The 16078-nt window shown below is 62.1% G+C and carries 16 protein-coding genes; 5 read left to right on the forward strand and 11 right to left on the reverse strand.

Features of this window, described 5'->3' with window-relative positions:
- Positions 1–45: 45 nt before the first annotated feature.
- From AC25MA_RS04505 to AC25MA_RS04550, 10 genes are all read right to left on the reverse strand, one after another.
- On the reverse strand, positions 46–438 hold the full coding sequence (locus AC25MA_RS04505) for a hypothetical protein (RefSeq protein WP_486971812.1): 393 nt from the start codon (positions 436–438) through the stop codon (positions 46–48).
- A gap of 104 nt (positions 439–542) precedes the next feature.
- On the reverse strand, positions 543–788 hold the full coding sequence (locus tag AC25MA_RS04510; RefSeq protein WP_486971813.1) for an RHS repeat-associated core domain-containing protein: 246 nt from the start codon (positions 786–788) through the stop codon (positions 543–545).
- A gap of 6 nt (positions 789–794) precedes the next feature.
- Complete coding sequence (locus tag AC25MA_RS04515) at positions 795–1556, reverse strand: RHS repeat-associated core domain-containing protein (protein WP_083241987.1); 762 nt, start codon at positions 1554–1556, stop codon at positions 795–797.
- Between the two features lie 81 nt (positions 1557–1637).
- Positions 1638–2480: an RHS repeat-associated core domain-containing protein gene (locus AC25MA_RS04520; protein WP_349738405.1), complete on the reverse strand. Its 843-nt coding sequence runs from the start codon at positions 2478–2480 to the stop codon at positions 1638–1640.
- Positions 2481–2931: 451 nt separating this feature from the next.
- Positions 2932–3702 (reverse strand): electron transfer flavoprotein subunit beta, encoded by a 771-nt coding sequence (etfB, locus tag AC25MA_RS04525; protein WP_028688444.1) that lies wholly within the window; start codon positions 3700–3702, stop codon positions 2932–2934.
- Positions 3703–3713: 11 nt separating this feature from the next.
- Positions 3714–4946 carry an electron transfer flavoprotein subunit alpha gene (gene etfA, locus AC25MA_RS04530; RefSeq protein ID WP_486971814.1) on the reverse strand — a complete coding sequence of 411 codons (1233 nt, stop codon included), beginning with the start codon at positions 4944–4946 and terminating at the stop codon, positions 3714–3716.
- Entirely contained in the window at positions 4946–6898 is a 1953-nt protein-coding gene (gene dgcB, locus AC25MA_RS04535) for a dimethylglycine demethylation protein DgcB (protein WP_088852221.1), read from the reverse strand. Before dgcB ends, etfA begins: the two co-directional genes overlap by 1 nt.
- A 207-nt stretch (positions 6899–7105) precedes the next feature.
- Positions 7106–9166, reverse strand: coding sequence for a dimethylglycine demethylation protein DgcA (dgcA, locus tag AC25MA_RS04540; protein ID WP_028688447.1), 2061 nt, complete (start codon positions 9164–9166; stop codon positions 7106–7108).
- A gap of 15 nt (positions 9167–9181) precedes the next feature.
- Positions 9182–9712: a DUF5943 domain-containing protein gene (locus tag AC25MA_RS04545; protein WP_028688448.1), complete on the reverse strand. Its 531-nt coding sequence runs from the start codon at positions 9710–9712 to the stop codon at positions 9182–9184.
- A 78-nt stretch (positions 9713–9790) separates the two neighbouring features.
- A complete protein-coding gene (locus tag AC25MA_RS04550; RefSeq protein WP_011536164.1) occupies positions 9791–10768 on the reverse strand; it encodes a dipeptidase in 978 nt (325 codons plus the stop codon).
- A 275-nt stretch (positions 10769–11043) separates the two neighbouring features.
- On the opposite strand from AC25MA_RS04550, the gene AC25MA_RS04555 reads away from it, so the two are divergent.
- Entirely contained in the window at positions 11044–11445 is a 402-nt protein-coding gene (locus tag AC25MA_RS04555) for a lysozyme inhibitor LprI family protein (protein WP_028688449.1), read from the forward strand.
- Between the two features lie 24 nt (positions 11446–11469).
- Here the strand turns inward: AC25MA_RS04555 and AC25MA_RS04560 are convergent, their stop codons facing one another.
- Entirely contained in the window at positions 11470–12414 is a 945-nt protein-coding gene (locus tag AC25MA_RS04560; protein WP_088852220.1) for a GlxA family transcriptional regulator, read from the reverse strand.
- Positions 12415–12558: 144 nt separating this feature from the next.
- On the opposite strand from AC25MA_RS04560, the gene choX reads away from it, so the two are divergent.
- The 4 genes from choX to AC25MA_RS04580 all read left to right on the forward strand — a co-directional run bounded on the left by choX (position 12559) and on the right by AC25MA_RS04580 (position 16049).
- The gene (gene choX / locus AC25MA_RS04565; protein WP_028688451.1) at positions 12559–13503 is read left to right on the forward strand and encodes a choline ABC transporter substrate-binding protein; all 945 of its coding nucleotides are present in this window, start codon (positions 12559–12561) and stop codon (positions 13501–13503) included.
- Positions 13504–13700: 197 nt separating this feature from the next.
- Positions 13701–14585, forward strand: a complete 885-nt coding sequence (gene cdhC / locus AC25MA_RS04570) for a 3-dehydrocarnitine:acetyl-CoA trimethylamine transferase CdhC (protein ID WP_028688452.1) — start codon at positions 13701–13703, stop codon at positions 14583–14585.
- 20 nt (positions 14586–14605) lie between these two features.
- Positions 14606–15571 carry an L-carnitine dehydrogenase gene (locus AC25MA_RS04575; protein ID WP_028688453.1) on the forward strand — a complete coding sequence of 322 codons (966 nt, stop codon included), beginning with the start codon at positions 14606–14608 and terminating at the stop codon, positions 15569–15571.
- Between the two features lie 10 nt (positions 15572–15581).
- Positions 15582–16049 (forward strand): thioesterase family protein, encoded by a 468-nt coding sequence (locus tag AC25MA_RS04580; protein WP_028688454.1) that lies wholly within the window; start codon positions 15582–15584, stop codon positions 16047–16049.
- Positions 16050–16078 lie beyond the last annotated feature (29 nt).

Below are 16078 nucleotides of genomic sequence, written 5' to 3' on the forward strand. Positions count from 1 at the left end.
GTAACGACTGCGGCAAGTTCCTCTTGCCAGATCAAACATCGCCTTTTACAGCCTGTTCAGTAGATCATCATTTTGCTCGGCCTGCCTCAACATATCGGCCTCACGACGCACATCGACTCGCCTATTTTTTTGTACCGTTTCATAAATGTCTACACTTGCGATGAGAATCTCGATACCTGTCGCACCCAGACTTAAAACTGCGGCAGCGCCTTTCAAATTGTCGGCGGCACTCATTAGTCGATCGTAACTATCCTGCTCTTTTGGCGTCGTAGGGCCTGGTAGATTGCTTATAAGCTCAGACATCGCTGACAACGCCACTGCAGCCCCCTTGAAAGCGTAGGAAACATACTCGCCAACTTTTCTCGGTTCATACCACCCCTCCTCTGAACCGGTGATATAGCGCTTTACAAGCTTCTGACCAACATAAATTCCTTCCATGAATATTTTTGCCGTCACGAGATTGTTCTTCGCGACGGTATAAAGCCATCGACCATTAGGATCGACATGATTTATGGGGTCGAGCGCGCAATACGCATAAGCATTTATCCCCCCTTGGGAAAAGGGCTTAATGCATCTGGAGAATGGAAGCGCATCAACCAGGGGTTATAGAAGCGGTGTCCGTTCCCGAGCGCATACGCCCCCAGGCCACGCTCACATAACTGACCTGTGAAACCCATCAGCGAAAAATATGCCTGCCTGTAGCCAAACGGCGTGTACCCACGACCCGAATTGAGATTCAAGGCACTCTTCTGCCTGTCAACTTCTAGAAGTACAGTAGCCTGTCTCATGGTGTGTCACCTGCCTGGGTAGACAAAATAATGCTCTTTTACTTGGCGAGGCGCTCCTGGATCATGGTGAACTGAAGAGCTAGAGGATTGACGAACCTGCACAGAAATTAGTGCGAGTGTGGGCGAAGTAGGCTGACTAGCTTGTGACTCTGACTCCGATGACGTCGCTGATGTTGACTGCGAAAGCTTGGCGCTTTCATTATTAACTGTTACAAGAGACTTCTCGACCTCATGCCTTTTCAGCTGTAATTGCACCATCGACTCCCGAAGGCTTTTCTCTGCGGAACTTGGCGCTCCACGCGACGGGCTACTCCTCAACAACCTTCCGCTTTTTTCAAGCTGTTCATCCAAGATACTTATTTCTTTTGTCAATTCTTTAGCCAGGCTTGCCAATGAAGCCAGTTGGAATTCAGATAATGATATTTTTCGAGCAGGTTTCCGCACCCTCCCAGAGTCATCTCGATAATTGACTGGATCACCCTGACAGTACGCATAAGCATTTACTCCACCTCGCCCAAATGGACTCACCTGGTCGGCAGAATAAAAACGCATCAGCATGGGGCTGTATACACGATAACCATTTCCAAGCAGATACCCCCCCAAACAGCCGTCTCGCACTACTCCATCAAAACCCGTCAAGGTACCAGCGACTATTACCGGAGACGCGCCATATACCGTATAAGCAATGAACCGAGATCCGTCTCTAAGCATGGCGGCCAGGGCACTGTACTGAAGATCCGTCTGCAACAATGATGATGAAACGCTCATAGTCGGTACCTCGACAGGTCGAAACAGCACGAATAACCCGTAGTTGCGCCGAAGCCGAATACTATCTAGCCAGGTGACTAATCAGCTTCGTCTTAGCGATTCAGCAGAACTAGTAAGATCAGACTCGCTATCCGAACTCGACGAGCCTGGACTTCTGCCTCGGAGTTCTACCACGCTGTGCCGCGGCTCGAATGTGCGAAGTACTACTTGGTTTTCTTTGGTCATACTCTCCATTGCGATTTCTCTTGCATGTCGAGTCCTGAAACTTTCGCGGGTATAACTGGCCACCTTTCCACCGACTTCCCGAACTTTTTCAAGGCTTAACGTACCGCCTTTCAGCAGATCACTCATAAATAAATATGCAGTCGTTCCAACTCCATTTATCGCCGTTGTCCAGTTAGCATAATCATCACCCAACGGATCGCCGTGATACTGCAACAGAGCACCATACATACCTACACCGCCAACTGCTGCTGTGGCGAGCGTGACAACGGTATCTTTAGCCGATGGCAGTGTTCTATTGTAGAGACTGCTGACTACCATTTTACCTGCCGTATAGAGTGCCGGCGCGTTCCCCATCACTGTCGCCTTGTATCCAGGGAAATTGCCACTTGGGTCGGTCATGTTGACAGGGTCACCTTTGCAGTACGCATAGGGGTTCAGGCCTCCGGCAGCAAATGGGCTTAGTGCATCGGGTGAATGGAAGCGCATCAGCTGAGGGTTGTAGGACCTGCGGCCATTGCCCAGCAGATAGCTGCCTGAGATTGGCTCACGAAACTGGCCTGAGAAGCCTGTGCATGCGAAACCCGTTCGCGAAGAACGGTCACCGTAGGGGGTATAGGAGACAGGCGCACTCCCTGACGTCCCCCGTACAAGGCTAGGACTAAGTAGATGGTCTGTGACCAACAGCTTTGCCGTGAACATAGATAAGCCCCTGTCTGACCTGGCAGCAACACTACCACCGCCTGTCAGGGAGCGTTAACTAGCAAAATTACCAGGGTCATGCAGCCCGCCTGGTAAAGTGGGTCCTCTTTTCAACAACTCACAGGCACAGCTTCGCCTGTCTGCTTCCGACCATTGATGAACAAAAAATAGTCACTCCTCCAAAGTCCAATGAGTCCGGTGCTTGCAGCCTTGCACAAACAACTTGTCCACAGAGACATGAACAAGCTTTGTTGACAACCCCCTCCAATCAAGGTCTGTGCATATGTCTGTGCATATCTCATATCAATCTCAGTTCGCTATAGCTTCCATGATGAATGGAGATGCCAGTGCTCAGAAATTGAACAAACCTGCAGACACATTGATTGACAAGGGCTTCAGCGGTATTCGAACAGTTTATCCACAGCGTGACCAACAGTGAATGTGGGCAAAATCAGCGTAGTACCCCCTCCTCTACCAGCAGCTTGAGAATAGCCTCGGCGCCTTCCTGTGGAGATACATCCTTGAGCACCTTGCCCCCCCCGCCACTGGCCTTGGCCGTCGCGGCCTTCATGCGGTCGGCGCCGCTCTTGGCCTTGATCACCTTGAGCCGCTTGGGCCGTGGCCTGGCAGGTTGCAGGGCATCCTCGGCCAGCAACGAATCCTCAATCACTGCCACATTGCGCGCCGCCAGTACACCACGCCGGGCCGGGCCGAACGCCGATTGTCGAGGCTTGGGCGCAGCGTTATCCACAGTTGCCAGCAATGGCAGGCGCACCTTCAGGCGACGCCGCTGACCCCTTGGCAGAGCCTGCAGCACCTGGGCGGTACCGTTGTCGATGGACTCGACCTCGGCCAACCCCACCACCAGCGGCCAGCCCAGCTTCTCGGCCAGCAGGAACGGCAGCATGCCCGAGCCTTCGCCGGTTTCGGCCTGGCTGCCGGTCAGCACCAGCTGGGCACCCGCGTCGCGCAGATAATCGCCGAGCACGCCCAATACATCGGCGCCGGCGGGTTGTTCCAGCACATCCAGATGATCCAGCCCCATGCCCAGGTAGGCACGCAGTGCCTCTTCGCGAGGATCGCCGGCGTGCACCACCTGCAAGTTATCCCCAGCCAGTTGCAAGCCCAGTTCCACGGCACGGGCATCCTGCTCGGCGCGGCGGGCGCGGCCGGAGCTGGGGTGGGCGCCGATCGAGACCAGGCTGATGACTTTCGTACTCATGCTCGCTGCCCCTATGCCGCGTCGCGCTGGCCGCCGCTGCGGAAGTTGTCCACAGCCTCGATCAGTGCCTTGAGAATTGCCGAGCTGTCACCAATCACCGACAGGTCAGCTCGCTTGATCATGTCGCAGCCCGGGTCCATGTTGATCGCCACCACCTTGTCGCAGGCACCGATACCCTGCAGGTGCTGGATGGCACCGGAGATACCCACAGCCACATAGACCCGCGCCGTGACCCAGGTGCCGGTGGCGCCGACCTGGCGGTTGCGCGGCATGAAGCCGTCGTCCACCGCCACCCGCGATGCGCCCTCGGTGGCGCCGAGGGCCGCCGTGGCCCGGTGGTACAGGTCCCAATCCTTGACGCCGTTGCCGCCGGAGACGATGAACTCGGCCTCGGCCATGGCGATGGCCGCCGGGTCCACGGCCACCGAACCCAGGTCTTCGATACGCGACAGGCTGCGTGCCACGCCTGTGGACAACTCCACCGGCAACGCTTCATGACGGGTTTCGCTGACCGGCTCGGCACATTCGGCGGCGGCGAGGATCAGGCGTGGCACACTCCGCTGGATATCCTGCTGGCCGGCACCGGCACGACCGATGCACTGGCCGTCCTTGACCTGCCACACCCGCGTCGCAGGGCGTTCGCCCAGCGCCGCGGCCAGGCGACGTCCCAGTTCGCCGCCACCGGTACGGCTGTCAGGCAGCAGCCAGTGACGCGGCGCGAACTGGTTATCCACAGCCCGCAGGCCCTGGACCAGCTGCTCCGGTGCATAACCTGCGAAGGCCTCGCCCTCGATGACCAGCAAGCGATCGACGCCGGCTGTGGAAAAGTTGTTTTCCTTGTGCTCGCCAAAGACGATGGCCAGCACCGCGCCGTCGCCGCCGGCAAGGCTGTGGGCAAGGCCCAAAAGGTCGCGGTCATGGCTGCCCAGGCGACCACCGACCATGTCCGGGACCACGGCAATGTAGAAGGCCGGTTGCGCCACGCTGTGCAGCGGCAACTGCACTTCGGCGGCCGCGCTGCGTCGCCCGCCGACACCGGTGCCCTGCTGGGCGCCGCTGCGGTCGATGCGCTTGAGGCCGCTGGGGCCGATGAAGCCGGCGGCGATCGCGTGCGGGTTCTTGCGGATGATCCCGTGCGGGCCCATCCAGCTCGTCTGTTGCGTCTGCATCGCCGCGTGCAGCGGATGCAGACGGTTACGGGCGATCCACTCGGCGCGTGGGTCGCGGCGGATGATGCCGCTCATCAGTGCACCTCCGCAGGTTCACGTTTGGCAGCCTGCGACTTCGCGGTTGCAGGGGCTTCGTCTTCGATCAGCACATCGGCGACCAGCTCGGCCAGGTCCTTGATCTGCGGACGCGGCTCGACCACGCCTTCGAGCATTGCCGTGCACTGTGGACAACCCACCGCCACCAGCTCGGCCTCGGTCTCGCGGATATCGTCCATGCGCATGTCGGGAATACGCTGCTTGCCGGGGATGTCGGTGATCGGCGCACCGCCGCCACCGCCGCAGCAGCGGGAACGGAAGCCCGAGCGCTGCATCTCGCGCACTTCGATGCCCAACGCCTTGAGCACTTCGCGCGGGGCTTCGTATTCGCCGTTGTAGCGGCCCAGATAGCACGGGTCGTGATAGGTAACGCTGCCGCCCTTGTGCTGGCCGAGGTTGAGCTTGTTCGCGGCGATCAGCTCGGCAATGTAGGTGCTGTGGTGCTGCACCTGGTACTCGCCGCCAAGCGCACCGTACTCGTTCTTCAGCACATGGAAGCTGTGCGGATCGCAGGTGACGATGCGCTGGAAGCTGTATTTGCCCAGGGTCTGGATGTTGCGCTTGGCCAGTTGCTGGAAGGTCGCCTCGTCGCCCAGGCGACGGGCCACATCTCCGCTGTCGCGCTCTTCAAGGCCGAGCACGGCGAAGTCCACGCCCGAGGCCTTGAGCACTTTGACGAAGGCCCGCAGGGTGCGTTGGTTGCGCATGTCGAAGGCGCCGTCGCCGACCCAGAACAGTACTTCGGTGCGCTTCACCTCGGACAGCAGTTTCAGGTTGAGGTCGGCCGCCCAGTTCATCCGCCCGCCCGGGGCGAAACCGCCGGGGTTGTCAGTGGCGATCAGGTTGTCCAGCACCTCGGCGCCCTTGTTCGGCGTGGCGCCCTTTTCCAGGGTCAGGTGGCGGCGCATGTCGACGATGGCATCGACGTGCTCGATCATCATCGGGCATTCCTCGACGCAGGCGCGGCAGGTGGTGCACGACCACAGCGTCTCGGCATCCACCAGGCCATTGACGATCGGCTGGTGCGGATGGCCGCCATGCTCGCCGACCGGCTTGCCCGGGTAAGGGCTGCCGGCGAACTGTGCGTCGGTACCACCGGCCAGGCCGATGACCATGTCCTGAATGAGCTTCTTGGGGTTCAGCGGCTGGCCGGCGGCGAACGCCGGGCACATGGCCTCGCACTTGCCGCACTGCACGCAGGCGTCGAAACCGAGCAGTTGGTTCCAGGTGAAATCGACCGGCTTTTCCACGCCCAGCGGTGCATTCGGGTCTTCCAGATCCAGCGGCTTGAGGCCGGTGGAGCGGCCACCGCCGAAGCGTTCGGCGCGGCGGTGCCAGGCCAGGTGCAGGGCACCGGCGAAGGCGTGCTTCATCGGGCCGCCCCAGGTCATGCCGAAGAACAGCTCGGACACGCCCCACAGCACACCGACACCCAGCAAGACGACCAGCACCCAGCCGCCAGTACCTTCCGGCAGGATGCCAGCAACCGGAAGCGTGGCGATGAAGAAGCTCGCCGCGAACATCAGCAGGCTTTTCGGCAGGCGCATCCATGGGCCCCTGGACAGGCGTGAAGGCGGATCGAGCCGGCGTTTGAAGACGAAAAGCGCGCCAGTGAACATGATCACCGTGGCCACCAGCAAGGCATAGCCGAGGATCTTGCTGTGCAGGCCGAAGCCGTGCACCAGGATCGCCAGCACGGCCGACAGCACGAAGCCGCCGGCGGTGGCCACGTGGGTCTTGGACATGTACTTGTCGCGCTCGACCACATGGTGCAGGTCCACCAGGTAGCGCCGTGGCATGGCCAGCAGGCCACCAATCAGGTCAACCTTGCTCGGCCGCCCACGCCGCCACATGCGCACCCGGCGCAGGGCGCCGAGCACCGCCAGGCCGAGGGCGGCGAACAGCAGGATGGGTAAGAGGGTGTTCAACATGGGAGGCTCCCACAACAGCTAGAATCCTGCGCCGCTCTCATGGGCGGCACCGACCCCTGTAGGAGCGGCCTTGTGTCGCGAAAGGGCTGCAAAGCAGCCCCTGGGGCTCAGCAGTGATGCACAGATCCCGGGGTCGCTTCGCGACCCTTTCGCGACGCAAGGCCGCTCCTACAGGGGGCCAATCCCGCCTCTAGAGAGGCGGTGCGATCAGAAGTCCTTGCACAGCCGCAAGGCGTCATAGATCGCCGCATGCACGTTGCGCTGGGCCACGCAGTCGCCGATGCGGTACAGCAGGTAGCCCTCGCCCGGTTGGCTGAGGATCGGCTGCGGCTTGATGGCGAACAACGCCTCCACGTCTATCTGGCCCTTGTTGCGCGAGCCGTCCTTGAGCGCGTAGTACAGCTGCTCGTCAGGGCGCACGCCGTTCTCCACCACCACCTGGTCGACCACGCGCTCTTCCTTGGCGCCGGTGTACTCGTTCTCGAGCACCGCCACCAGCTTGTCACCCTCGCGGTAGACCTTCTCCAGCATCATGTCGCCGGTCATGATCACTTCTTTGGGGTACATGCTGCGGTAGTAGGTCGGGAAGGTCGTGCCGCCCATGGCCACGCCCGGCTTGATATCGTCGGTAACGATCTCGACCTGGCTGCCCTTGTCGGCGAGGAAGTCGGCCACCGACATGCCGGTGAATTCGCAGATGGTGTCGTACACCAGCACGTTCTTGCCCGGCGCGACCTTGCCGTCGAGCACGTCCCAGCTGCTGACCACCAGCCCTTCGGCGGCGCCCCAGTGCTCGTTCTGCTCGAGGAACGAATGGCCGCCCACCGCCAGCACGATGATGTCCGGGCGCAGGTCCTGGATGGTGTCCACATCCGCAGCGGTACCCAGGCGCAGGTCGACCTTCAGGCGGGCGAACTCCAGCTGGTACCAGCGGGTGATGCCGGCGATCTGGTCGCGCTGCGGCGCCTTGGCGGCGATGGTGATCTGTCCGCCGATCTGGTCTTTCTTCTCGAACACGGTGACGTCGTGGCCACGCTCGGCGGCGACGCGGGCCGCCTCCATGCCAGCTGGGCCTGCGCCGACCACCACCACCTTGCGCTTCGGCCCGGTGGACTTCTCGATGATGTGCGGCACGCCCATGTATTCACGGGAGGTCGCGGCGTTCTGGATGCACAGCACATCCAGGCCCTGGTACTGGCGGTCGATGCAGTAGTTGGCACCGACGCACTGCTTGATCTGGTCGACCTGGCCCATCTTGATCTTGGCGATCAGGTGCGGGTCGGCGATGTGCGCGCGGGTCATGCCGACCATATCGACATAGCCGCCTTCGAGGATGCGTGTGGCCTGGTTCGGGTCCTTGATGTTCTGCGCGTGCAACACCGGGACCTTGACCACTTCCTTGATGCCGGCCGCCAGGTGCAGGAACGGCTCCGGCGGGTAGCTCATGTTGGGGATGACGTTGGCCAGGGTGTTGTGGGTGTCGCAGCCCGAGCCGACCACGCCGATGAAATCGAGCATGCCGGTGGCGTCGTAGTAGGCGGCGATCTGCTTCATGTCCTCGTGGCTGAGGCCATCGGGATGGAACTCGTCGCCGCAGATACGCATGCCCACGCAGAAGTCATCGCCGACTTCCTTGCGCACGGCCTTGAGCACTTCCAGGCCGAACTTCATGCGGCCCTCGAAGGTGCCACCCCACTCGTCGGTACGCTTGTTGACCCGCGGGCTCCAGAACTGGTCGATCATGTGCTGGTGCACAGCCGACAGCTCGACGCCGTCCAGGCCGCCCTCCTTGGCGCGACGCGCGGCTTGCGCGTAGTTGCCGATCACCCGCCAGATCTCTTCCACCTCGATGGTCTTGCAGGTGGCGCGGTGCACCGGTTCGCGGATGCCCGACGGCGACATCAACGTCGGCCAGTTGAAGCCGTCCCACCGTGAGCGACGGCCCATGTGGGTAATCTGGATCATGATCTTGGCGCCATGCTTGTGCATGGCGTCGGCGAGGTTCTGGAAGTGCGGGATGATGCGGTCGGTGGACAGGTTGACCGACGACCACCACTCCTGCGGGCTGTCGATGGCCACCACCGAAGAGCCGCCGCAGATGGCAAGGCCGATGCCGCCCTTGGCCTTCTCTTCGTAGTACTTCACGTAGCGGTCGGTGGTCATGCCGCCGTCGGTGGCGTAGACCTCGGCGTGCGCGGTGCTGAGCACACGGTTGCGGACGGTCAGCTTGCCGATCTGGATCGGCTGGAACATTGCTTCGAAGGCCATGACGCTATCTCCGGCTTACAACGGCTTTGTAACGAACAGGCCATCTTCGTGGCCTTCTTCCGACCCGCCGTAGACCTGTTCGGCCACGGTGCGGATCGAGCTGCCGCGGGCAGCGAGAATCTGGTCCATGGCCCCGGCGAACCAGCCGGTGAACATGTAGTCGACCTTACGGCCGCACTTGCCATACACGTACACGAACGCCGAGTGCTTGAGCTTGACGCTGCAGGTACCTTTGTCCAGGTCGATGTCCTGGATCTGGAACAGGCCCCAGCCACGCTGGGACAGGCGCTTCATGTAGTGCTCGAACACCGCCACGCCCTCCAGGCCATGGCACTCGGCTTCTTTCTCGCACCAGTGCCAAGCGGACTTGTAGCCGGCCTTGTAGAGGATCTCGGCGTACTTGTCGGCGCCCAGCACTTCCTCGATGCCCATGTGGTTGTTGACGAAGAAATGCCGTGGCACGTAGAGCATCGGCAGGGCGTCGCTGGTCCAGACACCGGTCTCGCTGTCGACTTCGATTGGCAATTGCGGGGCGATCTTGGCCATGGAAACTCAACTCCATAAAATTTTTTGTTTGGATGCCCCGGCGTTGCTGGCAGGGGCTTTCAGGCTTGGAGAGCGGCTTTACTCGCCCCACACATCCTTGAGGACGTTGACCCAGTTCTCGCCCATGATCTTGCGCACCACGCGTTCAGAGTGGCCGCGCTTGAGCAGGGTTTCGGTCAGGTTGGGGAACTCGCCGACGGTACGGATACCCAGCGGGTTGATGATCTTGCCGAAGTTGGTCAGGCGCCGGGCGTAGCCCTTGTCGTGGGTCAGGTACTCGAAGAAGTCCTGGCCGTGGCCCTGGGTGAAGTCGGTGCCGATGCCGATGGCGTCCTCGCCGACGATGTTCATGGTGTACTCGATGGCCTCGGCGTAGTCGTCGATGGTCGAGTCGATGCCCTTGGCCAGGAACGGCGCGAACATGGTCACGCCGACGAAGCCGCCGTGGTCGGCGATGAACTTCAGCTCTGCGTCGGACTTGTTGCGCGGGTGTTCCTTCAGGCCCGAGGGCAGGCAGTGGGAATAGCAGACTGGCTTCTTCGACTCGAGGATGACCTCTTCGGAGGTCTTGGAGCCAACGTGGGACAGGTCGCACATGATGCCGACGCGGTTCATCTCGGCGACGATCTCGCGGCCGAAGCCCGACAGGCCACCGTCACGCTCGTAGCAACCGGTGCCGACCAGGTTCTGGGTGTTGTAGCACATCTGCACGATGCCCACGCCGAGCTGCTTGAACACGTCGACATAGGCGATCTGGTCTTCGAACGCATGGGCGTTCTGGAAGCCGAAGAGGATGCCGGTCTTGCCCAGCTCCTTGGCCTTGCGGATATCGGCGGTGGTGCGCACCGGCATCACCAGGTCGCTGTTCTCGCGGATCAGTTTCTGGCTGGAGGCGATATTGTCGACGGTGGCCTTGAAGCCCTCCCACACCGAGACCGTGCAGTTGGCCGCGGTCAGCCCGCCCTTGCGCATGTCCTCGAACAGCTCGCGGTTCCACTTGGCAATGATCAGGCCGTCGATGACGATGCTGTCGGCGTGAAGTTCGGCTGGGCTCATCAGGCTGTCCCCTTTTATTGAAGTCTGCATGCGCCGAACCTTGTGCCGGCGCTTTGGGGCCAGCATATGCCTGCCGCCCGAGGCGCCCCGATGCAAAAACGACAGGGGGTTTGCCGAAAGCGTCAATGGCCGATCCGGCACGCTCTGGCACGGCGCTCGGCAATGAGAGCGAGTCTCGACAACGACGTTTGATGAACATTTCGTCAGGGAGCTATCGCCCGAACCTGCGCTGAGCGAGAATCCAGCGATTGGTCAGCCTGTTCAGGAGAAATTGGATGAAATCAATGGCATGGCTGGTTCTGCTGGCGGTCGCGGGTAGCACGCACGCCGCCGAGGAAGAAAGCACGCCTTGCGACAACGTTGAGACCGAACAGCAGGGGTATGCCTGCGCGGCCTACAACAAGCAGACCGCCGAGCGCGAACTGAAAGCGGCCTATGACGACCTGATGCAACGCATCCGCGACCAGTACGCGGATGAAAGCGACAAGGCCGCGGCACTGAGCGGCAAGATGGAGGCCGCCGAAAAGCTGTGGGCACAGTTGCGCGACGCCGACTGCAAGGTCGAGACCTGGGCCGAGAAGCCGGGGAGCAAGGCGTACGAGGCGGCGTGGGATACCTGCGTGGCGCAGCGTAGCGACGAGCGCTCGGAATACCTGCAGTCGATCGGACAGCAGTGATTGCCTGCCCCGCGAATGCTCACTTCATGACCCGACCAATCGCCGGTCTTCCCGCGGGCACCGCTCGAACCGTGTCCGATAGCAGCGGGTGAAATACGACGCCGACTCGAACCCGCACGCCACTGCCACCTCCAGCACGCTCATGTCGGTCTGGCGCAGCAGCTGGCGGGCCTTGTCCAGTCGCAGCCGCAGATAGAAACCGCTGGGCGTGTCGGCCAGGTACAGGCGAAACAGCCGCTCCAACTGGCGCCGGGTCACCTGCACGCCATCAGCCAGTACCTGGGTGTTAAGCGGCAGCTCGGTGTTGCGCTCCATCTCGCCGATCACTTTCACCAGCTTCTTGTTGCGCAGCCCGTAACGCGTGGCGATCTCCATGCGCTGGTGGTCCTGACGCGGACGGATGCGCCCCAGCACGAACTGCTCGGAAACCTGCACCGCCAGCTCACTGCCGTGGGCCTGGGCGATCAGGTCGAGCATCAGGTCGATGGAGGCCGTGCCGCCGGCACAGGTGATGCGCCGGCGGTCGATCTCGAACAGCTCCTGGGTCACCTGCAGGCGTGGATAACGCTCCTTGAACGCCTCCAGTGCCTCCCAGTGCAGGGTCGCCCGGTGACCATCGAGCAGGCCGGCCTCGGCCAGCACCACTGCGCCGGTGTCGATACCCCCGAGCACTACGCCTTCATGGTCGAGACGACGTAGCGCTTGCTGCAGCGCCGATCCATAGCACGCCAAGGGCTCGAAGCCGGCCACCAGCAGCAACAGCCGCCCGTGCCCGCCCTCCCCCAGCGCGCCATCGGCATTCACCGACATGCCGTTGCTGGCCTCTACCGCGCCACCGTCCAGGCTCAGCACGCGCCAGCGGTACAACGGGCCACGGAAGCGATTGGCCACGCGCAGCGGCTCGATGGCACTGATGAAACCCATGGCGGAAAAGCCGGGTAGCAACAGGAAGTCTATGGTTTCCGGCATCGCATGCTCCGCGCAAAGGTGGTCGCCTCCGTGCAAGTGTTGGTCGCCAGGGTGCGATTTTCCACCCTGTCACCAGCGTAGCGTGTTCTCACGGCCCGCAGAGGCCGGACCCATAACAATATGCACTGCCGATGGAGAGCCACCATGCAACGCTTTATCCGCCGCAGCCTGTTGTCCCTCGTGCTCAGCACCACCGTAGCCGCACCGCTCTTCGCCGCCGAACCCGCCGTCTGCAAGGACGTGCGCCTGGGCGTGGTCAACTGGACCGACGTGATCGCCACCAGCGCCATGGCCCAGGTGCTGCTCGATGGTCTGGGCTACCAGACCAAGCAGACCAGCGCCTCGCAGCAGATCATTTTCGCCGGTATTCGCGACAAGCGGCTGGACATGTTCCTCGGGTACTGGAACCCGATCATGACCCAGACCATCACCCCATTCATCCAGGCCAACCAGGTCAAGGTGCTCGACAAGCCAAGCCTGGAAGACGCCCGCGCCACCCTGGCCGTGCCGAAATACCTGGCCGACAAAGGCCTGAAGACGTTCGCCGACATCCACAAGTTCCAGAAGGAACTGGGCGGCAAGATCTACGGCATCGAGCCAGGCTCCGGCGCCAATACCCAGATCAAGGCGATGATCAGCAAGAACCAGTTCGACTTGGGCAAGTTCCAGCTGGTCGAGTCGAGCGAGGCCGGGATGCTCGCCGCGGTGGACCGAGCGGTACGACGCAAGGAAGCGGTGGTGTTCTTCGGCTGGGCGCCGCACCCAATGAACGTGAACATCGACATGGTCTATCTCGGCGACAGCCAGGACGCCCTGGGCCCGGACGAAGGCCGCGCCACGGTGTGGACGGTGACCGCGCCGGACTACGCCGAACGCTGTCCCAACGCCCACCGCCTGCTGGCCAACCTGAACTTCAGCGCCGAGGACGAGAGCCGGATGATGCAGCCGCTGCTCGATCACAAGGACGCGCTGGAGTCCGCCCGCCAGTGGCTCAAGGACCACCCCGAGGACAAGGCCCGTTGGCTCGAGGGTGTAACCACCTTCGATGGCAAGCCCGCCGCGGACAACCTCAAGCTCACGGCCAACTGACAGAACCTCATCGCCTACTCGCACACCGACAGGTCAACCCGATCGGTGTAGGAGCGGCCTTGTGTCGCGATAGGGCAGCAAGGCGGCCCCCGGACTTCAACGCCGCCACATAAATCCTGGGGCCGCTGCGCGGCCCTATCGCGACGCAAGGCCGCTCCTACAGAGATCCGGTCCATAGTCACAAAAAGGAATCCACCATGAACCACGACGTCATCATCACCTGCGCCCTCACCGGTGCCGGCGACACGGTCGCCAAGAGCCACCTGGTCCCGGTCACCCCGAAACAGATCGCCGAATCCGCCGTCGAGGCCGCCAAGGCCGGCGCCACCGTGGTCCACTGCCACGTTCGCGATCCGCAAACCGGCCGCTTTAGCCGCGACGTCAACCTCTATCGCGAAGTGATGGAGCGCATCCGCGAGGCTGACGTGGACATCATCGTCAACCTCACCGCCGGCATGGGCGGCGACCTGGAGATCGGCCCGGGCGAGTCACCCATGGAATTCGGCCCAGGCACCGACCTGATTGGCCCGCTGGAGCGCCTGGCCCATGTCGAGGCACTGCTGCCGGAAATCTGCACCCTCGACTGCGGCACCCTCAACTTCGGCGACGGCAACGCCATCTACGTCTCCACCCCGGCCCAGTTGCGCGCAGGCGCCAAGCGCATCACCGAGCTGGGCGTGAAGGCCGAGCTGGAGATCTTCGATACCGGTCACCTGTGGTTCGCCAAGCAAATGATCAAGGAAGGCCTGCTGGACGACCCGCTGTTCCAGCTGTGCCTGGGCATCCCATGGGGCGCGCCGGCGGATACCACCACCATGAAGGCGATGGTCGACAACCTGCCGGCCAATGTCACCTGGGCCGGCTTCGGCATCGGCCGCATGCAGATGCCCATGGCCGCCCAGGCGGTGCTGCTCGGCGGCAACGTCCGGGTCGGGCTGGAGGACAACCTGTACCTGGACCGTGGCGTGCTGGCCAGCAACGGCCAGCTGGTGGAACGGGCGATGGAAATCATCACCCGCATGGGTGCCCGCGTGCTCAGCCCGGCAGAAGGCCGGGAAAAGATGAACCTCAAACGCCGCTGATATTCCTGTAGGAGCCCGATATGCCATTCATCACCGACATCAAGACCTTCGCCGCCCTGGGTAGCGGCGTAATCGGCAGCGGTTGGGTCGCCCGCGCCCTGGCCCATGGCCTGGACGTGATTGCCTGGGACCCTGCGCCCGGCGCCGAGGCCATGTTGCGCAAACGTATCGCCAATGCCTGGCCGGCCCTGCAGAAGCAAGGTCTGGCGCCCGGCGCCTCACAGGATCGCCTGACTTTCGTCGCCACCATCGAGGCGTGCGTGCGCGACGCCGATTTCATCCAGGAGAGTGCCCCCGAACGCCTGGACCTCAAGCTCGACCTGCACGCGAAGATCAGCGCCGCCGCCAAGCCGAATGCGATCATCGCCAGCAGCACCTCGGGCCTGCTGCCCAGCGAGTTCTATGAGTCGGCCACCCACCCCGAGCGCTGCGTGGTGGGCCACCCGTTCAACCCGGTGTACCTGCTGCCACTGGTGGAAATCGTCGGCGGCCGAAACACCAGCCCCGACGCCATCGAAGCGGCAAAAGCCCTCTACACAGCGCTGGGCATGCGCCCATTGCATGTGCGCAAGGAAGTCCCCGGCTTTATCGCCGACCGCCTGCTCGAAGCGCTCTGGCGCGAGGCCTTGCACCTGGTCAACGACGGCGTCGCCAGCACTGGCGAGATCGACGACGCGATCCGCTTCGGCGCCGGTCTGCGCTGGTCGTTCATGGGCACTTTCCTTACCTATACCCTGGCTGGTGGCGACGCCGGCATGCGCCACTTCATGGCCCAGTTCGGCCCCGCGCTGAAGCTGCCCTGGACGTACCTGCCGGCACCGGAGCTGACCGACAAGCTGATCGACGATGTGGTGGAAGGCACCTCGGAACAGCTGGGCGAGCGCAGCATCGCGGCCCTGGAGCGCTATCGTGATGACACACTGCTGGCGGTACTGGAAGCGGTGAAAACCAGCAAAGCCAAGCACGGCATGGCCTTCGGCGACTGAGGAGTAAACGATGCCCGCCCTGATCACCTACCGTACCCGGGTGTTGCCGGAATGGGTCGACTACAACGGCCACCTGCGCGATGCCTACTACCTGCTGATCTTCAGCTACGCCACCGATGCGCTGATGGAGCGCATCGGCCTGGATGCCGATGCACGAGGGCAGAGCGGGCATTCGCTGTTTACCCTAGAGGCGCATATCAACTACTTGCACGAGGTAAAGCTTGATACTGAGGTGTGGGTGCAGACATTCATTATCGGCTTCGACAAGAAGCGCCTGCACCTGTACCACAGCTTGCATAGAAAGGACTTTGAGGAAGCCCTCTCCGCCAGCGAGCAACTGCTACTGCACGTGGATATGGCCGGACCAAAGTCTGCGCCGTTTACGGCGAGTTCCATCGAACAACTGGAAAACCTGGTCACTGGGCAAGATAGCCAACCGCATTCACTGTACGTTGGCCGAACCATTCGCATTCCTTGAACGTAAGATCAGGCTCGAGCGAGAAGGTC

The sequence above is a fragment of the Pseudomonas sp. P65(2024) genome (genome assembly GCF_057480955.1).